Below are 21,697 nucleotides of genomic sequence, written 5' to 3'. Positions count from 1 at the left end.
TTATCTCCTTATACATTTTTGTTTAATACTTATTGGTAATCCTAAGGCTACTGGCATTACTAAAGATACTGCTACAAATTTATCGCAATAATCTGTTAAAAATTGTACTATAAATACACTAATAACCTTGTTTACTCCTAGTGCTGATAATAATTGAACTATATAAGTTGAGCCAGAAGAAGTTATACCGTCAAAGACAAAAGCAGCTATTACAGCACCCATTAGTGATGAAAATATAGAAACCGCCAATACTCCTAAAGGCATCTTAATTCCCTTCATAAAACCTTTCTTAAACATTAATCCACTTAAAAGTCCTACTAATATTTGCACCGGAGCAAAGTATAAAGAATAAATATCAAAAGTTATTCCACTAACTATACTTCCACATAATCCAGTGGCAACTCCATATGCAGGCCCTAAAACAAATGCCACTAGAATAGTTCCTATTGAATCTAAATAAATTGGCAATCTTAAATTTAAAGCTATGAAAGCTCCTATGATATTCAATGCAATTCCAAATCCCACTATGCTTAAATTTAAAGCTGATACCTTTTTCATCTATATTACTCCTTTCACTTTGCTTATAATTTTTTTACTTTGTGGAAATAATGTTTCCAAAAACATCTGCATAAATTTAGTAGAATCCACTTGATTTAAAACTACTGCATTATGCGGTTTATTCCAAAAATCCTCCACATCTACTATAGATTGTCCCATGGCGATTCCCTCTTCAACTACTTGAACATAAGAAGAAAAACCACTACATATGGATCTATCCATAAAATAAGCAACTGCTAAAGGATCATTAATTACACATCCTATTATGCCCTCTTGTTTCCAATGAAAATCCACGTAAAATTTTGTAATATCTACAATGTATTCAGCTATTTCTCCACCTAATCTCTTAATTAACTGGAGTATATTTGGTGTAAGTACTATTTTCCTAGTCACATCCAACCCTACCATTTGTATAGACTTTTCTAAATTCTTATACACATAATCCGCACCATGAGGGTCAACCCAATAATTAAACTCAGCTACTGGAGAACAGTTTCCATGACTTTTAAATGACCCTCCCATGGATATAAATTCATCTAAGTTTGCAAATGCTCTTTTATCCTTAATTAAAGCCTTTGCAATATTAGTTAGCGGTCCCAATGTTATAATTGATACATCCTTATTATTTTTCAAGGTATCAATTATAAAATCCACCGCACCAAACTTAACTATTCCACCTTTTACTTTTTTAAAGAAACATTCCCCTACCCCATCTTCTCCATGAGTATCTTGAGCCGTTACTAGATTTCTCTTTAGGGGATTTTCTTCTCCCAAATAAACTGGCAAATGAAGTGCATTACAAATTTCTAAGGCCTTTAAAGCATTTTCTACTCCTTGTTTAGCTGGAACATTTCCACAAACAATGGTAATGCCAACCACATCCAGTTTTTGTGATTTTAAAGCCAAAACTAATGCCAAGGAATCATCTATTCCTGGATCACAATCAATTATTACCTTTCTTTTTTTATCCATCTTCCTTCTCCTTTACACATATGTTTTTCAAGTGATTTTTGAGAACGGAATATACGACTTTATTCATTTTCATTGTAAAACAAAAAAAGCCGCACCTAAGGATACAGCTATACCGCAGTATGATAAATCCTTAGTTTTTTATACTGGGAGTTCCCGAACCAGTCCCACTTTAAATTAATTTAAGTGGATTTATGGATTTATATATTTTTATATTTTTATATTTTTATAGACTAATTGATTATATCATAAATTCTATAAAAATACATAAGAAAATTTAAATTAATACATAGTGGAACATTTGTCGTAACTACTTAAAATTATTTTATGGTAAAGTAAAATAAATATTACTAGGACATGAAAGGAAGTGAACTTTATCTAAAATTTTAGGAAATTATGCTTCTAGTGTAATCATTCATACTATTGAACTTCTTTCCATAGTACTAGTGCTATTAATAAGTAAGTGAAAAATTAAAATTTAGAAGAAATAGTTAACGATGATTTTTGATATTTTTTCTTTCTTAATATATTCCATTATTTTTTTAATGTAATTAAATAAAAATTTAAAGTTTTTATTTTTTTAGAAGGAATATTAAAAGATACGTAGAATAATTAATGTAATAAATTCCCTCAATTACCTTTAAATATTAATAACTAGTCTTATAAGTCATAACTTTCTCACTTATATAAATGCTTTTTCTGTATTTTTAATTTACTAGTCTCTTAAAAATCATATGCTGGTACTTTAATTTTTTAACATAACATTAAATTTAAATGGAAAGGTGGTGTTTACCCATGTACCACATAGCTTATATAAACGAAAAAACAAAAAATTATTTTTAGGAGGTTATTTTAATGAAAAAATTGTTTATTTTTTCACTTACTTCTGTATTTTTGCTAAACTCTGTAATAGTTAGTGCTGTTCCAGCTAAAACCGACTTAATTAAGTCATCAGACAAGGAAGCAAAAAAAGTAAAAATAATTGAAAAGTTCAATAAAAAATCTAAAAAATCAGGAAAAGAATTTAAAATCTATTTAAATGAAATTAATGGAACTCCCAACTTTATTTTTGGAGATTTGTCAGAATATTCAGTAAAAAATTCTAAAGAAGCTGAGAATTTTATAACAAAAAATAAAGATGTTTTTGAGCTAGAAGCTGGTAATTTTATAAATCAAAGTACAGAATCAGATAAACTTGGTATGAAACACTATAAAAACAAACTAGTTGTAGATGGAATTCCTGTATATGGTTCTGAAGTTATAATTCATACAGATGATAATGGTAACGTATATGCGATAAATAGTAATGTAAAAAGTGACGTTACCGATAAAAATTGGAGTAAAGAATTTAAACTAGATGCTAAAAAAGCTATTAAAACAGCTGAAAATTCCTTAGACCTTAAAGGAAAAACTATAGAATATACTGCTAATCCAAAAGCAGAAGCTTATATATATAACAAAAATGGTAACTGGGTTCCAGTATACTATGTTACAATGCAATTCTTAAGTCCATTCCCTGCGAATATGAAAGTTTTCGTAAATGCTTCAAATGGTAATATAGTAGAATCAAAAAATTTAATAAAAACATCCGCTACTGCTGGTACAGGCGTAGGACTATATGGAACAAGAAATCTTAATCTTGACTTAATAAATAATCAATACTATATGAGAGATTTAACAAAAGATACAAAAATAGAAACTTACACGGCTAATTATGGTTCATATTTACCAGGAACAGTAGTAAACGATACGGACAATAATTTTGATTCATCGTCACAATTTGATGCAGTAGATGTTCACTATAATTCAGGTGCTGTTTATGACTTCTACAAAAATAACTTTAACAGGAACAGCTTTGATGATAGAGGTACTACTATTAAATCTACAGTTTTATATAGAGACCCAAGATATCCTAACGAACCTTTTGATAATGCATTTTGGAATGGAAGTCAAATGGTATATGGAGATTGCAGCGGCACATACTTCTCACACATAGGTTCAGCTCTTGATGTAGTTGGCCATGAATTTACCCATGCAATTACAGATAGAACTGCTAATTTAGAGTATGAGTATCAATCTGGTGCTTTAAATGAATCTTTTTCAGACGTATTCGGATATTTTATTGAGGGAGAAAATAACGACTGGTTAATGGGAGAAGATTGTTATACTCCAAATACACCTGGAGATGCTTTAAGAAGTTTAGCAGATCCTACTTTATATGGACAACCTGCCCACATGGATAATTATAGAAATCTTCCAAACACTCAACAAGGTGATTGGGGCGGTGTTCATATTAACAGTGGTATTCCAAACAAAGCTTTCTACATTGCAGCAACATCAATTAACGATAATACTAAACTTCAACAAATTTACTACAGAGCTTTAACTTTATATTTAACACAGTATTCACAATTCATCGATGCTAAAAACGCATTAGTACAAGCTGCCAATGATTTATATCCTGGAACAACAATATCACAAAAAATATCTGATGCTTTTGCACAAGTTGGTATAGGACAAGGTACCTCATCCGATGACACATATGAATCAAACAACACACTTTCTACAGCTTATGGTCCATTAACTAGTGGAACTTCCTATAACTCATATATATATTCACCAACAGATATTGATTATTTCTACTTCAATACTTCAAGAACTGGAACTATAACTGTTAGTTTAACGAACCTTCCAAAGGATTATGATGTATATCTATTAAATTCATCTGGAAAAATAGTTGCTAGATCAACAAAATCAGGCACTTCCAATGAGACTATATACTACAATGCTCGAACAACAGGTAAGTTCTATGTGAAAATTGTAGGTTACGGTGGTGCATATAGCCAAACTGGAGCTTATTCATTAAATGTAAACTACCCAAGATAAAATATAATATAAACTGCTAATATATTAGGAATCCCCAAAGATAGAATCATTTCCTATTTTTGGGGATTCTTTTAATTGGAATATATTCTATTCCATATAAAAACCTCTAGCCTTAAAAATTTTTGCTTTCTATTTAGTAATTTTTCAAATAGTATATGGCAAGTTGAGTTCTATCTCTTAATTGTAATTTTTCAAGCAAATTGGTCACATAATTTCTTACAGTACCTTCACTTAAATAAATTTTTTTTGAAATTTCTTTATTTGATAATCCCTCTCCTATAAGTTTTAGAATTTGAAATTCTCTTTCGCTTAAGGGAATTTTATTTTCACATTTTTTATTACTCTCAATCATAAACATTATGGAATTTAAAATTTCACTTTGAAATACACCATTACCATTATAAACTGTTCTAATACTTTCTATAATACTATCTGCTGACTGATTTTTTAATATATAACCTTCTGCTCCATTTTTTATAGCCTCTGCTATATACTCATCATCTTTAAAAGTAGTTAAAATAATAACTTTAACATTAGGATTTTCACTCTTAATTTCTTTTGTAGCTAGAACCCCATCTAAAATAGGCATTCTAACATCCATAAGCACTATATCAGGATTTCTCTTTCTACAAAGTTCTATTGCCTCTCTGCCATTTGAAGCAGTGCTTATAACTTGAATATCATCTTCTATATCTAGAATTAATTTAAGGCTATCCCTTATTAATCCATCGTCATCGGCTATTATAATCTTCAAAAATATTCACCCCCAAACTTTCCATAGGAATAACACAAACTATTAAAAATCCATCATTAGTATCTATAGATATACTTCCCCCTAAATTTTTTATTCTTTCTCTCATACCACTTATGCCTAAACCTTCTTTTATACGCTCGCATCCTATACCATTATCTTTTATATAAAGCCTTATATACTTTTCATTAGTTTCTAAATTTATATTAATAGTATCTGCCTTGGAATGTTTAGAAGCATTAGTTAATGCCTCTCTTATATTTGTGGCTATAATCTCCATTACATTAGATGGTATGTTATTAAAATTTCCTCTATAGTTAAAGTTAATTTTACAATAATTGAAGCTTTGTATTATTTTATTTATATAATTTATACCTATAGATTCTACTGGTTTTATATTGTGTACCGTTTCTCTTAAAAGTGATAAAGCTTCAGAAAGTTCATTAATAGATTTATCCAGTAGCTTGTCAGATTTTTCTCTGTCTCTATTTTTTATTTTAGCTGCTGCTTGTAATTGCATATAAATGCCTGCAATATTGTGTCCCACTGTATCATGTATCTCTCTTGCTATTCTATTTCTCTCTCTAATTTCCGCTAAATGCTCTATTTCTATATAAGATGTAATAAGCCTATTTTTGGTACCCTCCAGTTCATATCTTATCCTTCTTTCAGAATCATATAATTCCCTATGTTTTTTCTGCTCTTTTATATATTTAGTATAAATATACCCATAAAGATTAACCATAAAAAACAACAAGATATTTATAGGTATTTGATGAGGATTAGAATCTATGGCTATAAGTACAATAAATAGTAATCCAAAGTAGTTTTCCCTTTTTATTAATTCATAAGAACAAGGAGCTAGGAAAATAATAAAATCTTTTATATAAAAGCTTATAATAATAATTATTATTGCTTCTAAAAATATAAACATTTTGGACTTAAGATATCTATCTATTAAAATATCCATAATAGTCACTATTAAAATAGATGTAATAAAAAAATAGGATACATTCATTTTTATTATGCTAGTAATGATTATAAAACTATAAAAGCTTAACTTAAATATATATTTCATAATATACCCACCTTTAATAATAGGTTCTAATTATTTTTATGAAAAGCTATATCATAATATCTATATTACAGGATATTTGAAAAGTTATCCAGTAGCTTAAGTATTATACACTTTAACTTATTATGTCTGCTTTAGTTAAATACTGAACTTTCACACATTAAAGTTCAAGCTCTACATTAGATTAATAAGGGTTTTTAATTTAAAATTTAGAATGTAAAATAGGAATTTTTAGAATAGGTAAGAAGTAAAAAGTAAGAGTTCTTGAAAAAATTCAGCAAGGCTGAATTTTCAGCACAACTATTACTAGATGGTCTTATTTATTCACAAATTAATTATAAAAAACTCTTTGAGTTTTATCCTTAACTCTTACTTCTTAGCTATTACCCACTACTTATTTGCAAATTTTATATTTTTATTTTATAACTGCGAAAGTTGAATTAAATACTTTATATAAGTTTTAAATATTAGTATAATTTTTTAAGATTTTTAACTAATAAGGCAGGAAATCTAGTTTCCTGCCAATTTATTTTACAACTATTTTAAATAACCACATCCTTCTTTCGCCAGGAAGCTAAAAGCAAAAATACAACAGTAAAAAGCATTAATATTGATATCTCTGGCAATATATCATATAAACTATCTCCGTACATAAGTTTTTCTGCTGCCTCTAGCACCCATGTTATAGGTATAAATTTAGATATATTTTGCAATATCTGTGGCATAATATCTCTAGGCCAAAAACATCCTCCAAGCATAGCCATTGGCGTGACTGTGAGATTTGAAATAGTTGAAGCTGTTCTCATATCCTTAGCATTACTAGAAATAAATAACGCAAAAGCTACAACTAATATTGAAAAAATTATAAACAAGGAAAACATATTTATTACAGATGGAAATTTCATATTCATTACCCACATCATAAATATGAATATTGCTGTTACTTGTATTATAAGCACCACTAAAAAACTCAAGAGATTTTGCAAAGTATAGTTTTGGGGCTTAATTGGACCTGTAAATATTCTATAATATACTTTTGTTTGTTTATCCTTTAATATAATTGGAGTAATATTAGCTCCTAACATTAACATATTAAACGCTAAAAATCCTAAAGAAAATAAAGTATTCTTTTTGCCTACTGAATCATTACCCATATGATATTTTAATTCAAACAATCCTTCTTCATATTTATCCATAGCTTTATAGAAAAGTTTTTCATTTCCTTTAGAGGATCTTCCTATAGTTTTTGCCGTCCCAATAAAACTTTCTATACTTAATTTGGGCGCCATAGACCAGTTTTTACCATTTATTGTAAATCCTTTTATATTTACATCTTTTCCCTCTATTAAGTTTTTGGTAAACCCCTTAGGAATTTGGATTACATAGTCACTTTTAAAATTAATTAAAGCTTCCTTTGCTTCAGATTCCTTTAAATAATTTATTTTATTTTCCTTACTTAATTGTTCTATAAGAATTTTTGTAAGTTTAGTCCTATCCTGATCAATAACTCCAATATAAAATTTACCTCCACCATTATTAAACTTCATAATAAAAAGTATAAGAATTATTGGAAAAATAACCATAAATAAAAGGTTAGTTTTTGATTTAAATATCCTCTTTAAATTATTTCTAAATATAGTCATTGCAAAGGCCTCCTTCTTTCTGCTGCTATAGATATAACCATACATAATGCTATTCCAATCCACATGGTTAAAATACTAAAATTGACTGATTTTATATTTGAACCGTATATTAAATTGAACATTGCATTATGAGCCATGCCATTTGGTACAAACTGTACTATCTTATGGTAAACCTCACTATTACTAGCAATTTTTGTATACCCTCCAGATACAAATGTAAAAATTACAATGAGCATATTTAAAATTCCATTGGCTTTTTCATCTTTTCTAACCAATGTGCCTACTGTCATTCCTATAAAATTAGATAGTACTGCCATGCTAAATATAATAAATACTATCAATCCTATATTACTGCCATAGTTAGCTTTAAAAGCATATTTTGCAATGAGCATTAATATTAATCCTTCAAGAAATATTGTTAATACCGATGCACAAATATATCCAAGTAAAATTTCTATTTTTTTTGTTGGAGTATTCTTAACTCTTTTTCCCTCTTCATTATATATTTCTCCTGTAGCATACCTTCCATAAAGCGAACCATACATAAGTGTCATAACCAGCATGGTTACAGCATAATAGTCTATAGCTTCTGGGATTTTACCACTAATATCAATAGATGAATCAACTATGGTGCTTTTATCCACTACATAGTTTCCCTTTCCCCCTATAGTGTAAGAAGCATAAACTGAATTTGCTCCATTTACAAATCCTTTTAAAACATTTTTTACAACTTCCGTTTGTATATTAGTTCTTTCATTATATAAATGTATACCCACCTTTTTACCACTTTTTATATTTTCCGTAGAATCTTTATCTATATATATAAAAGAACTTTTATCATCAGCTTTTATACTTTCTATTCCCTCTTTTTTACTTTTCACCTTTTTCGCTTCTACCATATCCTTTAATTCATGGGATGTGATATATTTTTCAAAATTTTCAGAAGCAACACTTGTATCTTCACTATAATAGTATACCCTTGCTTTTCCTATATCCCCAGGCGCATATTCACTTTTTAAAGCAGTACCAAGGATTAGTATAAGGATTACAGGAAGAAGCAGCATATTAGCTAAACTTTTTCTATCTCTAAAATTTCTTTTCAAATTATAAAATATTATATATAAAATCTTCATAGCTACCCCCTAATTTCTTAACTTTCTACCTGTAAGAGTTAGAAACACACCTTCTAAAGTTGGCTTATCCACATTTATTTTATTTATATCTGCGCCATTATTTACAATAACATCTATTATTGAACCTAGATTTCTACTATCCTTCTTTGATATTACTTCCATAGAACTTTCATTTACAATGCACTCCTTTACACCGGGTATATTTTTTACATTGTCCACTATAGTGTAATTCATTCCAGAAAGTTCCATAGTTATTTTATCTTCTGTAGAAATAAGTGCCTTCAATTCTTCATTTGTACCTCTTGCAATTATCTTCCCTTTATCCATTATTACTATTTCATCACATATCTCTTCTATTTCTTCCATGTAATGAGAAGTATATATTACCGTTGACCCCATTTGGTTTAATTTTTTTACAGAATTTAATATATGCTTTCTGGATTGCGGATCTATTCCTACTGTAGGTTCATCCATAATTATTAATTTAGGCTTATGCACTATAGCACAAGCAATGTTAAGTCGCCTCCTCATTCCACCAGAATACTCATTGGGATAATCTTTTCTTCTGTCCCAAAGCCCAGTAAACTCTAAAGCTTCTTTTACACCATTCTTTAATTTTTCACCCTTAAGTCCATACAATCTACCAAAAAAAGTGACATTCTCATAAGCCTTTAAATCCTCAAATAAAGCAATATCTTGAGGTACAATGCCTATCTGAGCTTTTATATCCATTTCATTTGCCCATAATTCTTTACCAAAAACTTTTATTTCACCTGAGTCTATTTTTGAAAGACCTATTATAGTATTTATAGTTGTAGTTTTCCCAGCACCATTAGGTCCTAAAAGCCCAAATATTTGTCCTTTCCTTATAGCTAAACTGGCATTATCCACTGCTAGAAATTCTCCATATCTCTTTACTAAATTTTTTATTTCTAATATCATAATATCCCCCTCTTTCTATAATCTTTAACTGCCATCTAATAGCTCAAATGGTACATAACCCATAAATGAAGTCTGCACTACTGTTTCTATAATATTATAGTACTAAAATTATCGATTTCTTTATAGTGATAAGAATAACAAATATAGCATGACATTTGTCACCTTTTCATTAATAACCTTTGTTTAAGTAAAAAACAACTATTAATATAACAAGTAGATTACCCTTGATTTATTGAAAATATCTCTTTGATTTATAAGTCGAAAAATGTTACTATTTGTAGGAGGTGAGGCAATGTATGGAAATTTAATGATTTCTATGGAAAATGTAGTTAAGAATTTTGGACATGTTCAAGCATTGAGAGGTGCCAATTTCTATGTTCATAAAGGCAAAGTTACTGCTTTAGTTGGAGACAATGGCTCCGGTAAAAGCACACTTATTAAAATTCTTTGCGGTATTTTATACCCTGACAAAGGTACTATAAACATTAATAATAAAAGTTTTAAGTATCTTACACCTAATAAAGCCATAGAAAATGGTATATCTTCTGTATATCAGGACTTAGCTCTTGATAATGAAAGAGATTGTTCCGGTAATATTTTTCTTGGCAGAGAAAAAACAAAGTTTGGATTTTGGCTAGATAAAAAATGCATGGAAAAAGAGACTAAACTTTTGCTTGATGATCTTAATATAAATATTCAGGATATAACATTACCTGTGGGATATCTTTCTGGTGGACAACGCCAAGCTCTTGCCATAGCTCGTGCTATTCATCAAAATACGGATATTATAGTTTTAGATGAACCCACTTCCGCTATGGGACTTAAGGAAACTCATGCGGTGATGAATATTATACACTCTTTAAAAGCTATGGGTAAAACTATCATAATTATCAGTCATAATCTTTTTCAAGTTTTTGATATAGCAGATTATGTTTGTGTTATGAAGTCTGGGGAATGTGGAAATCCTATTTTAACTAAGGAAAGTACCCCTGAACACATTAATAAGCTAATTATTGGAGGTTGTGATGAATAGGTTTTTTAAATTTTTAGGAAAACACTCTTCTCAGATATTACTTTTATGTGTGCTTTTTATATTATGTATTTTTTTAAATGTTAGTTCTGAATTCTTCCTTACTTTTAAGAATATTTATAATATTCTAGAATCCGTATCTATTTACTTAATCTTAGCAATTGGCATGAACTTTGTTATTGCCTCTGGTGCAATCGATTTATCTGCTGGTTCTATGGTTTCATTATGCGGAGTAGCTATGGCACTTTCCATGCATATGGGTATTTCTGTAGGATTATCAATTATTATTGGTATACTTTGTGGTGCTGCTATGGGATTTTTTAATGGTGCTGCCATACACTTTACATCTATTAATGCTTTTGTTATTACCTTAGCCACAGCTTCTATTTATAGGGGGTTAGCTTTAATTCTTACAAAAGGAATTCCTATAACAAAATTTCCTAATAACTTTTTATTTTTCGGCAAAAGTGAGGTTGATAAAATCAACCCTTCTATTATAATTGCAATTATTGTATTTATAGTTTCAATGATATTAATGCATAAGGTTAAATGGGGTCAATACATAAAAGCATTGGGTGGAAATAAATCTGCTCTTCAGCGTGTTGGTGTTAAGTGTGGGATTTATAGAATTACATGTCATATGGCTTTAGGCATACTTGCCTCATTAGTTGGATTAATTATAACAGCTAGGCTTAATTGTGCTGAAGCAAATGCGGGTCTAGGAATGGAACTAGATTCTATAACTGCTGTTATTATGGGCGGAACTTTAATGAGTGGTGGAAATGCAAAACTTTTTGGCACAGCTATTTCCGTTTTATTATTAGGCATTATTCGAAATGGTTTAACAATTCTTAGTGTTTCATCTTACTATCAACAATTTTTCATAGGTATTCTTTTATTTTTTTCTGTTGTTTTTGCAGAATTTCGTAAAAGAAAAAAGATTCAAATATAATAACAAAGGAGAATTAAAAAATGAAAAAACTTATTACATTATTTTTAGCTATTTTTATGTCATTAAGCGTAGTTGGCTGTGGCAATAATAATGAATCTAAAAAAAATACTAGTTCAGAGAAAAAAAGTACTGTTCAAAACAATAATTCAAGCAATAAGAACTCTTCAACAAAAGACAATGCAATTCTCAAACAAATGGAAGAAGATCTTACTAAACAGTTAGGTTCTCTACCTACCAAAGGTAAAAATGAAAAAATTGGAGTGCTTATAATTTCTTTAACAAATCCATTTTGGGTTAATATGAAAGAGTGTTATGAAAATGCTGGTAAAAACCTTGGTATTACTGTAGAAGTTTTAACTGGAACTACAGAAGGTGATAAAGCTTCTCAACTTGAAACCTTAATGACTATGGCAACCAAGGACTATGATGCTATTATTGTATCCCCTATTGAAGGAACAAATCTTAATCCTGGAATTGTAAAATGCAATCAAAATGGTATTCCAGTTATTAATTTAGGCCCCGGTGTTGACACAGAAGCCTTAAAAAAGCTTGGCGGTAAACTTGATGGTAAAATAACAGTTGATTTTAAAGAACAAGGAGAAATGGTCGCAAAAGATATGGTTTCTCGCATGGGTGGTAGTGGCGAAGTTGCTATTCTTCAAGGTTTAGCAGGTGCTGGCCAAAGTGAAGGCAGAACACTAGGAGCTAAAGAATACTTTCAAAGCAAAAAGGATGTAAAATTAGTAGCTACTCAACCATGTAATTGGGATGCTAATCTTGCTTTTGATGCAACAAAAGCTATTATACAAGCTAATCCTAAATTAAAAGGAATATTTGCTTGTAATGATGTTATGGCTCTTGCAGCTACTGAAGCATTAAAGTCTATAGGTAGAAACGATGTCCTTGTTTATGGTGTAGATTTTACAAAAGATGCTAAAGCTTCTATAAAAGAAGGTACTATGATGGCAAGTGTCACTTACTCTAGCCAAGTATATACAAAAGCTGCTCTTTTAATGGCCATGAAAGCTGCCCAAGGTCATAAACTTTCTAAAGCGGTATATTCTCCATTAACTCTTGTTACACAAGATAACATAAAAGACTATGAAAACTGGAAATAAACCTAATTTTTTAGTTGAAACAGCATTACTTACTCATGGTCTTTCTTCTATAAGTAATGAGCAGCTAGTAAAATCCTGGGATAATACAGATTCTAACCTTGTATGGATAGAATCTGGGAATATAATTATAGGGAATATTAATGAATTTTTAAACTTTAGAACTAGAGCAGATTCGTTAATACGTATAGATTGTTTTTTACTGGAAAATGCCTTAAAGGAAAAACTTTCAGGTGCTCTAACTGCCTCTGGTACTATGGCAATTTGCGAAAAATATAATATATCCTTAGCCGTAACCTGTGGCATGGGCGGAATTGGAGATATTAAGGGTGAAGAATTATGTCCTGATTTGCCAGCTATCTATAACTTGCCTGTTGCTTTAATTGCCACATCTCCTAAGGATATGCTGAATATAAAAGCTACTATTGAATGGTTGATGTCAAGGAATGTTACAGTGCTTGGATACAAAAGTGACTCATGCAATGGATTTATGTTTAATGGAGAAAAAGTTAAACTTTCTGGAGTTTATAATGGAGTTTATAATGGAGATTTTCTTCGTGGCAAAACTCTTCTTCTTAGACAAATACCAGTTAATAAACGATTAAAAAATTTAGAAATAATTAATTCAGCTATTAAGGCAGGTAAAGAAGCAGAGAAAAAAGGAATGTACTATCACCCTGCTGCAAATGCTGTTATAGACAAATTATCCAATGGTTTATCTTCACTATTACAACTTGAATCTCTAATAGTTAATAGAAACTGGGCTTATAAAATTACCCGTAAAATCTAAATTCTTTTATATAGTCTAACTTCATTTTAATAATTGAAGTTAGACTATTTTTCATCAACTCTCTACTCTTTATGTTCAAAGACACTGCGTTTAAATCAAACCTTAAAAACAATTATAATTCATGCACTCCTTTTTATAAACATAATAATTCTATTTAATGCTTTTTTGCATTTGTAAAATTTTATATTTTTTATTTGCTATTTCTCCTTCACATATATGAAACGTTTTAAAGTTTAATTTTTCATACACCTTTATTGCTCTTTTATTAAATGCAGCAACACCACATCTAACATATTCTCCTTTGTAGTCATACTCCCTTACCGCAAAATTAATACATTCTGAGACAAATTCTACTCCTAATCCTTTGCCGCACAATTCTGGTTTCAATCCCCATCCAATCCACATTTCATATATATTTTCACAATTATTTCTAACTATGCTATATTCAACGTATCTGTCATCTTCAGATGATTCATCTTCTTCTGTAAAAAATTCTATTGTTAACTCTCCTAAAAGCTTGTCTTGCTCATTTAAAACTGCAAATCTTCCTACTCCCCAAGTTTCTTTACACAACAAAAATTCCTCTTCATTTATATAGTCATATATATGATATTCCCCATTATATTTCCAATTATCAATCATTTCCTTTGCATATTCCAAGTTCATTGGAACAAATTTAAATTTCAATATATCCCCTACTTTCTAATAAATTCTATTACTTTTGTATTAAATTTACACAATGCTATTTCTATAGTTTACTTATCAATAAACATATGAAACTTCATATTACATTAGTCCAATATTGCTACCAACTCTATGACTATGAGTGTTTTCTCATTTTACATAGTAATCACAATTTCATATCAGTTAATTCAACCCCTTTCGAAATTCCTAAATCATGATAAACCAGAATGAGAAGGCCTCTTACTATTTACGAAAATTATATCATCCATGAAATTAACCTTATATGTACAAAACAGTTCTGTATTAAAGTAGAACAAAAAAAGAACGCATTATTATCAGATATAGTCTAATAATAATACATTCTTTCTTATGATATTCAAAAAAATATTTTATATCTTTATTAAACATTCCTTTATCAGGAACATAATTTTCTCTCTTTACTTATAATTTTTCTGATACTTTGTTCTGATAGGAAATATTCTTCAGATAACTTTGAAACTTTATATCCTCTAGCATATTTCTTAAAAATTTCATTATTTCTTCTTTTGAGGCTATTTCTAGTTCCGTTTTTTTCACCCCATGATTTTTGATTTTCACTTTTTCTAGGTATATATAAATATTCCCCATCTATATATTCTTGAACTAACTCTATTATCTCCTCTGGTAACACATTATGTGCTTTAACATATTTCATGCCTTTGCTCCTCCTTAATTTTTTTAAATTAAAATTAAGGCAAAGACCTATGAAAAAGTAAACCTATGTATTACATAGGAACCTAGTTTTATTTCAGCTAATAAACTACATTAGGCTCCAAGCAAAGCATAGCTGACTGAGTCATTACGGTCTTTGCTTGAAGCATTTTGTTTACTACCGAGTAAAATAAATTATAACTTCTCATAATTTTCATAAAAAATCACTCCCTTAAGTTGAACTATCATATAATAAAATTCCTATATATTATATTATACATAAGTTTTTTATTTCCTCTTTATTTTAAATAACCAATACCTTACCATTATTTATACAATTTATTTTTGTAATAACCATCTGATAGATACAATGCTCCTAGAGGGTTATGAGCAAGCACTCTATCCTTAACTGCAAAAACAGTTATAGGTGCATTAGAATGTTTTATAAACAGCGAATCATGGCCTACACATAATCCCATAATAATATTTAAATCTGTTTGAGCTTTATTTAGTAAAATAGCCTGTCCAATAGGATTACACATTGGCTCATAAGTACCCGGTCTTACCTTTTCATTATCCTTAATATTTAAAAATTCCTTAGGTATACTTCCATTTTTACACACTACGGAAATAACCTCAAATCCATTATGCTTTAAGATCTTGCACAGCATTTTTGCTTCATTACTTAAACCTACACAAAAGGCAACTCCCAGTTTTTTAAAATTACACTTATTTGCAAAATCCATTATTTCTTCAAGTCTTGTTTTTTTACAATATCCTTCTGCTTCAACTAATGCAGAATTATATGCTAATTTATTATTTTCATCTTCAAGATATAATTTTCTTATCTGTTCTTGTTCTTCTTTTTCATTACATGGACAATTAATAGGTAGTTTCTGAAGTTCTCCTATTTTACAATGATGTTCACTGCACATAGCGCAAGTATACATATTACCCCTCACTTTCTTTACAAACACCCATAGGTATAAATTTTATAGTTTTCTCACATAAAATCCCCTTAATATTAGCCTCTTTAGTGATTTAGTCTATTGAGATTTATTCCTATGCTCCTAATTAGATACATATTGCTTATTTAATAAATTATATCATATAACTATACTAATTACGCAAATTAATAATTGTTTGTATATGTATGAAACTATATTAATTAAATTTATTTTTGTAGCCATAAAGTAACTGATACTTATGATAAAACAGTGAAAGAATAAAGTTCTTTCACTGCTTCCCATAAAATATTATTAACTAGCCATAGCATTAAATTTCATTAGTCTTTTCACGTTATAAATATATGGATACCTCTTAATATTTTCTACGCTCTTCTCCATATCCGCTTCTGAAGATACTCTAACTACAGCTGCTATTTCTTCATCCTTTTTTGAATACACATCTAGTATTTCATGAAAGTTTGATTTTAATAACTCTCTTGTTCTATCAATATCACTAGTAAATATTCTTAATAAAACTTCACATTCATTAGAAAAATATTTCTCAATTGAATAGTTATTATATGAATAATTTATGCTTCGAATAAAATTTTTATTGATTATATCTGATAAGTCACTACAAACTGCAGACGCTGTTGGAAACATTCCTGCTCCCTTACCTGTAAAGGTAAGTTGCCCCACAGCATCCCCTTCTAAAATAACAGAATTAACTTCATTGTTTATATGGAAAAACTCAAGCCTAGAGTCCACTAACATAGGTTTAACTACTCCATATACCTTATCACCTTTTTTACTACTGTAACCTATTAGCTTTATACAGCAATTTTGCTTTTTAGCATATAAAAAATCCTCTTTATCTAAATCTGATATTCCTTCAATTACTATATCTTTCCAATATACTTTCCCATTAAATGCTATAGAAGCTAATATTGCTAACTTTCTTGCAGTATCATAACCCATAACATCGGATTCTGGATTTGCTTCAGCAAATCCCAATCTTTGAGCTTCCTTTAATGCATCTTGATAATTTACTCCTTCATGATACATTTTTGTTAATATAAAGTTTGTTGTACCATTAAGTATACCTTTAATTGATAGTATATTATTGCCATTTAGTGATTCTACTAATGGCTTTATTATAGGAATTCCCCCAGCTACAGCTGCCTCTAATTTTATTGTTACATTATTCTCTTTAGCTATTTGAGAAAGTTCGTTTCCGTATTCTGCAATCAAATCTTTATTGGCGGTTATTACATGTATACCTTTTTTTAGTGCCATTTTTATATATTCATAGGCAGGATTAATGCCACCTATTACCTCAATAATAACATCAATATCTTCTTTAAAAATATCTTCTATACTTTCTGTTACTAATGAAAAATATCTTTTATTTACATGCTTATTTTTATCCCTTACCAAAATACCTTTTAAAGTAATTTGATTATATAACTCTACATTCCTTTTTGCTTTTTCAATCAATTCCACAACTCCTGTCCCAACTACCCCATAACCCAATAATCCATAATTCATAAATTTTTACCTCCATTTAATTAAACATAATATTTAACCCAATTACTAAATAAAACATTACCCTCATTTTTCCAACTATAAAACGGTTCTTTTTTAACATTGTCTATTGGAAAATAATTTTTAGGCATTGAAACATCTATTCCTTTTGATAAATCTCTAAGATACTCTTTTTTTAAAACATCTCTGTCATACTCAATATGTCCTAACATAAAAAACTTCTTCTCATTAAATAATAAAAGCTCACCTACTTCTTGAGAGTACAAAAGTATTTTAAGATTATGATTATTTTTTAAATCCTCCTTTAAAATCCTACTATATCTGGAATGAGGGCAGTTTACAGGAAAATTTAGATTTTCTAAAATTCTCTCTTCCCTAAGCTTATAATGTTTGTATATGCCAAAAGTCTTTTTATTCATAACATAATTTCTAATACCATAATAATGATACATTGCAGCTTGAGCTGCCCAGCATATAAAGAAAGAGGTTTTTACATTTTCCTCAATAAAATTAAATATATCTTGAAGCTCCCTCCAGTAACTTACATGTTCAAAAGGCAATTTTTCTAGAGGTGCTCCAGTTATAATTGTTCCATCTAACTTTTTATTCTTAATATCCTCAAGCGTTTCATAATTATTTTTTAAATATGACATTGAACTATTCTTACAACTATGATTTATAATTCTTAAAAACCTCAAATGTACTGATTTATTTATAGAATTAAATAATTTTAAAAACTGTGCTTCCGTTTCCTGTTTATTTGGCATTAAATTTAAAATTCCTATGCTTTTTAAATTCTCAGTTCTCTTCAACCCTAGTGAGTAGTCTATACTGCCCTTTTCTAAAAGCTTTAATCCTTCAAAAGGCTTATTTAAGTATATTGTCATATTAACTTATATAATTAAGAGCTTGTCTAAAGTCCTTAATTATATCCTCTATATTTTCAATGCCCACAGAAACTCTTATCATTTCAGGGGATACTCCTGCATTAATCTGTTCCTCTACAGATAATTGCCTATGAGTTGTACTTGCAGGGTGAAGCACAGAAGATCTAACATCACCTATATGAATTACTAAAGCTACTAATTTTAATTTTTTAATAAACTCCTTTATATCTTCTTTAGACCCTTTAATTCCAAAAGTCAACATACCTGAAGCTCCATTTCTCAAGTATTTGTTGCTCCTTTGAAAGTTTATATTATCCTCCAACCTAGGATAGTTTACCCATGAAATTTTAGGATGCTTTTGAAGCCATTTTGCTAATTTCAATGCATTTTCGCTATGGGCCTTCATCCTTAAATGAAGAGTCTCTAAACCCAAATTGGTTAAAAAAGCGTTAAAAGGAGACATAATATTTCCTATATCTCTTAATAATTTAACTCTAAGCTTTGTTATATACGCCTTTTCTTTAAAAGCTTCTACGTACTTTAACCCATGATAACTTAAATCTTTTTCTACCATTGATAGAAATTTGCCATTATCCCAATTAAAATTTCCTCCATCAATAATTATTCCTCCAACTGATGTAGCGTGCCCATCAGCATATTTAGTGGTGGAATGTATTACTATATTTGCTCCAAGCTTCAAAGGATTGCAATGATACGGTGTTGCAATAGTATTGTCTACTATAAAAGGTATATTTGATTTTCTAGCTATAGATGAAAACTTCTCAAAATCAAGAATATTAAGACCTGGATTTCCAATGGTTTCTCCAAAAATTAATTTAGTATTGTTCTTTATAGAACATAAAATTTCTTCCCCTGAAGCCTCTGGATTTACAAAAGTAGTATGGATTCCTAATTCCCTTAAGGTAACATTTAAAAGATTGAAGGTTCCACCATATAAAGTAGATGCTGCTAATATATGATCTCCTGCTTTACATATATTTAATACAGCTAGTAACGTAGCTGATTGGCCCGAAGATGTGGCAACTGCACCAACACCTCCTTCAAGTAATGAAAACTTTTCTTCCAAGGCTGCTACTGTCGGATTGCTTATCCTAGAGTACATATGACCTTCTTTACTTAAGTCAAATAACTCACCTACATAATCTGGATTATTGTAGTAATAGGTGGTATTTTGAACAATAGGTAATATCCTTGGCTCTCCTACTTTAGGCTTATAGCCTTCCTGAATACATAATGTTTCAAATGACAATTTTTTTGACATAAAAAAACCCCCTTTAAAATAATTAAGGAAGTCTTCTAACAAGTAGCAACATTAATGATTTAAAACCTTTTATGGAAATAAAAAAGCTATTTTCCATAAAAGATAGAAAATAGCACAATAACAATATTTTCAGCTATCTCTTATCTATCAGGATTTCCTGCAGGATTTAGCACAATTCCAGCCATTTAGGCCAGCTGTTGCCAGGTTTCATAGGGCCAGTCCCTCCACCATTCTTGATAAAAGACTAATTATTAAATTATATATAATATATACTATACTTAATATTCTGTCAATATACTTTTTTTATTTTTTAATTGATAACTTTACATATATAAGTTATCGCTTGATAATTTTTCCCAAGAAATCATCCCAGTGTATACTTCATAATAAGTATACAGATATCAATCAAGTATACTTTATCTCACTTTTTATTATACTAAAAGTATGATATACTTAGCTAGTTTATATAAAACAAAGCTCAGCTAAAATAGAATTTTTATTCTGCTGAAATATGAATCTCACGTCACATATCAACTAAAAATAATATTACAGCTATTATTCATTGGATAAATATTTATATAAATACAAAATACACTTGAAAGTTGAAAGGTAGATTATTATGATAAATTTTAAAAAACTAGGTCTTAGTGATGATGTACTAAGCATACTTAAAGCTCAAAGAATTAGTGAACCAACACCAATTCAAGAACAAAGTATCTTGCTAATAAATAATGGTCATGATGTTATAGCGGAAGCTCAAACTGGAACTGGAAAAACCCTTGCATTTCTACTGCCAATGTTTGAAAATATGTCTCCTAACATAGACACAATTCAAGGTTTAATAGTAACACCAACAAGGGAACTTGCCATACAAATAACTCAAGAAGCTATGAAATTAAAAGAAGCTAAGGATTTAAATATATTAGCTGTATATGGTGGTAAAGATATAGGCTCTCAACTAAAAAAGCTTAAAGGTAATATTCACTTGGTAATCGCAACTCCTGGTAGACTTTTAGATCACCTTAACAGAAACACAATTAATCTTGACCATTTGAAAACATTAGTATTGGATGAGGCTGACCAAATGCTCCTTATGGGATTTAAAAATGAAGTCCGCTCCATTATAAGTCATACACCAAATAACCGTCAGACCCTATGTTTTTCAGCCACAATGAACTCTGAAGTTAAAAAACTTGCCTATAAAAATATGCATGATCCAAAACTAGTTATGGTAGAAAAAAAGGAAGTAACTCTTGAAAATATCAAACAATTTCTAATAGAGACCACTGATAGAAGGAAACAAGAAGACTTGTGTAAAATTTTAGATGAGGAAAATCCATTTATGGCTATTATCTTTTGTAGAACCAAAAGAAGAGTTGATAATCTTGAGGAAGATCTTTATCAAAAGGGCTATAACTGTAAAAAACTCCATGGTGGTATATCTCAAGCAAAGCGTGAAAAAGTAATGAAAGCCTTTAAAAATTTAGAGATTCAATATTTAATAACTACTGATGTAGCAGCTAGAGGACTTGATATAACTGGGGTTACCCATGTTTTTAACTATGATATTCCTGAAAACGTTGAGAGTTATATACACCGTATAGGCAGAACTGGAAGAGCTGGTGAAGAGGGCTATGCTTTCTTGTTTGCAGCACCCAAAGATGAAACTACTTTAAATGCAATAGAAAAGGAAATTCAATTAAAAATCCCTAAAAGAATTTTACGATAGTCACTTTTAAAGGAGATAAAAAATGTTATTTAAAAACTTAAAAGACTCTATGCCTACTTCTATACAGAAGCAGGCATAGAGTCTCAAGC

At 29.5% G+C, this 21,697-nt stretch carries 19 protein-coding genes and 2 riboswitches; of the genes, 6 read left to right on the top strand and 13 right to left on the bottom strand.

The features are described 5' to 3' along the window. Both C1715_RS10365 and C1715_RS10360 read right to left on the bottom strand, forming a co-directional pair. On the bottom strand, positions 1-558 hold the full coding sequence (locus tag C1715_RS10365; protein ID WP_102400418.1) for an ECF transporter S component: 558 nt from the start codon (positions 556-558) through the stop codon (positions 1-3). Beyond that, a complete protein-coding gene (locus C1715_RS10360) occupies positions 559-1,530 on the bottom strand; it encodes a nucleoside hydrolase (RefSeq protein WP_102400417.1) in 972 nt (323 codons plus the stop codon). 124 nt (positions 1,531-1,654) lie between these two features. After that, a riboswitch (PreQ1 riboswitch) is annotated at positions 1,655-1,698 on the bottom strand. Between the two features lie 684 nt (positions 1,699-2,382). On the opposite strand from C1715_RS10360, the gene C1715_RS10355 reads away from it, so the two are divergent. Then, positions 2,383-4,413 (top strand): M4 family metallopeptidase, encoded by a 2,031-nt coding sequence (locus tag C1715_RS10355; RefSeq protein WP_102400416.1) that lies wholly within the window; start codon positions 2,383-2,385, stop codon positions 4,411-4,413. A gap of 133 nt (positions 4,414-4,546) precedes the next feature. Here C1715_RS10355 and C1715_RS10350 read toward each other — a convergent pair whose 3' ends face one another. From C1715_RS10350 to C1715_RS10330, 5 genes are all read right to left on the bottom strand, one after another. Continuing rightward, positions 4,547-5,167, bottom strand: a complete 621-nt coding sequence (locus C1715_RS10350) for a response regulator transcription factor (RefSeq protein ID WP_102400415.1) — start codon at positions 5,165-5,167, stop codon at positions 4,547-4,549. Next, complete coding sequence (locus C1715_RS10345) at positions 5,145-6,242, bottom strand: sensor histidine kinase (protein ID WP_102400414.1); 1,098 nt, start codon at positions 6,240-6,242, stop codon at positions 5,145-5,147. The genes C1715_RS10350 and C1715_RS10345 overlap by 23 nt, the downstream gene beginning before the upstream one ends. Before the next feature lie 539 nt (positions 6,243-6,781). After that, positions 6,782-7,882 carry an ABC transporter permease gene (locus tag C1715_RS10340; RefSeq protein ID WP_102400413.1) on the bottom strand — a complete coding sequence of 367 codons (1,101 nt, stop codon included), beginning with the start codon at positions 7,880-7,882 and terminating at the stop codon, positions 6,782-6,784. Then, on the bottom strand, positions 7,879-9,015 hold the full coding sequence (locus C1715_RS10335) for an ABC transporter permease (RefSeq protein ID WP_102400412.1): 1,137 nt from the start codon (positions 9,013-9,015) through the stop codon (positions 7,879-7,881). Before C1715_RS10335 ends, C1715_RS10340 begins: the two co-directional genes overlap by 4 nt. Before the next feature lie 9 nt (positions 9,016-9,024). Continuing rightward, positions 9,025-9,957, bottom strand: coding sequence for an ABC transporter ATP-binding protein (locus C1715_RS10330; RefSeq protein WP_102400411.1), 933 nt, complete (start codon positions 9,955-9,957; stop codon positions 9,025-9,027). A 292-nt stretch (positions 9,958-10,249) separates the two neighbouring features. Here C1715_RS10330 and C1715_RS10325 point away from each other — a divergent pair, with 292 nt between their 5' ends. Genes C1715_RS10325 through C1715_RS10310 form a run of 4 tightly spaced genes read left to right on the top strand, consistent with a single transcriptional unit; the run spans position 10,250 to position 13,844 of the window. Further along, positions 10,250-10,990 (top strand): ATP-binding cassette domain-containing protein, encoded by a 741-nt coding sequence (locus tag C1715_RS10325; RefSeq protein WP_102400410.1) that lies wholly within the window; start codon positions 10,250-10,252, stop codon positions 10,988-10,990. Further along, entirely contained in the window at positions 10,983-11,939 is a 957-nt protein-coding gene (locus C1715_RS10320) for an ABC transporter permease (protein WP_102400409.1), read from the top strand. Before C1715_RS10325 ends, C1715_RS10320 begins: the two co-directional genes overlap by 8 nt. 20 nt (positions 11,940-11,959) lie before the next feature. After that, a complete protein-coding gene (locus tag C1715_RS10315) occupies positions 11,960-13,057 on the top strand; it encodes a sugar ABC transporter substrate-binding protein (RefSeq protein WP_102400408.1) in 1,098 nt (365 codons plus the stop codon). Continuing rightward, entirely contained in the window at positions 13,041-13,844 is an 804-nt protein-coding gene (locus C1715_RS10310) for a pseudouridine-5'-phosphate glycosidase (protein ID WP_102400407.1), read from the top strand. Before C1715_RS10315 ends, C1715_RS10310 begins: the two co-directional genes overlap by 17 nt. Before the next feature lie 150 nt (positions 13,845-13,994). Here the strand turns inward: C1715_RS10310 and C1715_RS10305 are convergent, their stop codons facing one another. From C1715_RS10305 to C1715_RS10280, 6 genes are all read right to left on the bottom strand, one after another. Then, entirely contained in the window at positions 13,995-14,531 is a 537-nt protein-coding gene (locus C1715_RS10305; protein WP_102400406.1) for a GNAT family N-acetyltransferase, read from the bottom strand. A 412-nt stretch (positions 14,532-14,943) separates the two neighbouring features. Next, positions 14,944-15,222, bottom strand: a complete 279-nt coding sequence (locus C1715_RS10300) for a CD3324 family protein (protein ID WP_035291030.1) — start codon at positions 15,220-15,222, stop codon at positions 14,944-14,946. Between the two features lie 322 nt (positions 15,223-15,544). Continuing rightward, a complete protein-coding gene (locus C1715_RS10295; protein ID WP_102400405.1) occupies positions 15,545-16,168 on the bottom strand; it encodes a DUF1847 domain-containing protein in 624 nt (207 codons plus the stop codon). A gap of 309 nt (positions 16,169-16,477) precedes the next feature. After that, on the bottom strand, positions 16,478-17,713 hold the full coding sequence (locus C1715_RS10290) for a homoserine dehydrogenase (RefSeq protein WP_102400404.1): 1,236 nt from the start codon (positions 17,711-17,713) through the stop codon (positions 16,478-16,480). Positions 17,714-17,733: 20 nt separating this feature from the next. Next, positions 17,734-18,597, bottom strand: coding sequence for a homoserine O-acetyltransferase/O-succinyltransferase family protein (locus C1715_RS10285; RefSeq protein ID WP_102400403.1), 864 nt, complete (start codon positions 18,595-18,597; stop codon positions 17,734-17,736). A gap of 1 nt (position 18,598) precedes the next feature. After that, positions 18,599-19,879, bottom strand: coding sequence for an O-acetylhomoserine aminocarboxypropyltransferase/cysteine synthase family protein (locus C1715_RS10280; RefSeq protein ID WP_102400402.1), 1,281 nt, complete (start codon positions 19,877-19,879; stop codon positions 18,599-18,601). 137 nt (positions 19,880-20,016) lie between these two features. Beyond that, positions 20,017-20,122, bottom strand: a riboswitch (SAM riboswitch). Between the two features lie 376 nt (positions 20,123-20,498). On the opposite strand from C1715_RS10280, the gene C1715_RS10275 reads away from it, so the two are divergent. Beyond that, entirely contained in the window at positions 20,499-21,608 is a 1,110-nt protein-coding gene (locus tag C1715_RS10275) for a DEAD/DEAH box helicase (protein ID WP_102400401.1), read from the top strand. The last annotated feature ends 89 nt before the right edge of the window (positions 21,609-21,697 follow it).

Origin of the sequence: Haloimpatiens massiliensis, from assembly GCF_900184255.1 — a bacterium.
Lineage (GTDB): Bacteria > Bacillota > Clostridia > Clostridiales > Clostridiaceae > Haloimpatiens > Haloimpatiens massiliensis.
This window is presented reverse-complemented; position numbering and strand designations above follow the sequence as displayed.

What these genes read in the sequence shown, in the direction of transcription:
- C1715_RS10280 (WP_102400402.1), bottom strand. Translation starts at nt 19,879, where the DNA reads ATGTCAAAAAAATTGTCATTTGAAACATTATGTATTCAGGAAGGCTAT.
- C1715_RS10300 (WP_035291030.1), bottom strand. Translation starts at nt 15,222, where the DNA reads ATGAAATATGTTAAAGCACATAATGTGTTACCAGAGGAGATAATAGAG.
- C1715_RS10290 (WP_102400404.1), bottom strand. Translation starts at nt 17,713, where the DNA reads ATGAATTATGGATTATTGGGTTATGGGGTAGTTGGGACAGGAGTTGTG.
- C1715_RS10355 (WP_102400416.1), top strand. Translation starts at nt 2,383, where the DNA reads ATGAAAAAATTGTTTATTTTTTCACTTACTTCTGTATTTTTGCTAAAC.
- C1715_RS10285 (WP_102400403.1), bottom strand. Translation starts at nt 18,597, where the DNA reads ATGACAATATACTTAAATAAGCCTTTTGAAGGATTAAAGCTTTTAGAA.
- C1715_RS10320 (WP_102400409.1), top strand. Translation starts at nt 10,983, where the DNA reads ATGAATAGGTTTTTTAAATTTTTAGGAAAACACTCTTCTCAGATATTA.
- C1715_RS10325 (WP_102400410.1), top strand. Translation starts at nt 10,250, where the DNA reads ATGTATGGAAATTTAATGATTTCTATGGAAAATGTAGTTAAGAATTTT.
- C1715_RS10335 (WP_102400412.1), bottom strand. Translation starts at nt 9,015, where the DNA reads ATGAAGATTTTATATATAATATTTTATAATTTGAAAAGAAATTTTAGA.
- C1715_RS10310 (WP_102400407.1), top strand. Translation starts at nt 13,041, where the DNA reads ATGAAAACTGGAAATAAACCTAATTTTTTAGTTGAAACAGCATTACTT.
- C1715_RS10315 (WP_102400408.1), top strand. Translation starts at nt 11,960, where the DNA reads ATGAAAAAACTTATTACATTATTTTTAGCTATTTTTATGTCATTAAGC.
- C1715_RS10345 (WP_102400414.1), bottom strand. Translation starts at nt 6,242, where the DNA reads ATGAAATATATATTTAAGTTAAGCTTTTATAGTTTTATAATCATTACT.
- C1715_RS10295 (WP_102400405.1), bottom strand. Translation starts at nt 16,168, where the DNA reads ATGTATACTTGCGCTATGTGCAGTGAACATCATTGTAAAATAGGAGAA.
- C1715_RS10365 (WP_102400418.1), bottom strand. Translation starts at nt 558, where the DNA reads ATGAAAAAGGTATCAGCTTTAAATTTAAGCATAGTGGGATTTGGAATT.
- C1715_RS10330 (WP_102400411.1), bottom strand. Translation starts at nt 9,957, where the DNA reads ATGATATTAGAAATAAAAAATTTAGTAAAGAGATATGGAGAATTTCTA.
- C1715_RS10275 (WP_102400401.1), top strand. Translation starts at nt 20,499, where the DNA reads ATGATAAATTTTAAAAAACTAGGTCTTAGTGATGATGTACTAAGCATA.
- C1715_RS10340 (WP_102400413.1), bottom strand. Translation starts at nt 7,882, where the DNA reads ATGACTATATTTAGAAATAATTTAAAGAGGATATTTAAATCAAAAACT.
- C1715_RS10360 (WP_102400417.1), bottom strand. Translation starts at nt 1,530, where the DNA reads ATGGATAAAAAAAGAAAGGTAATAATTGATTGTGATCCAGGAATAGAT.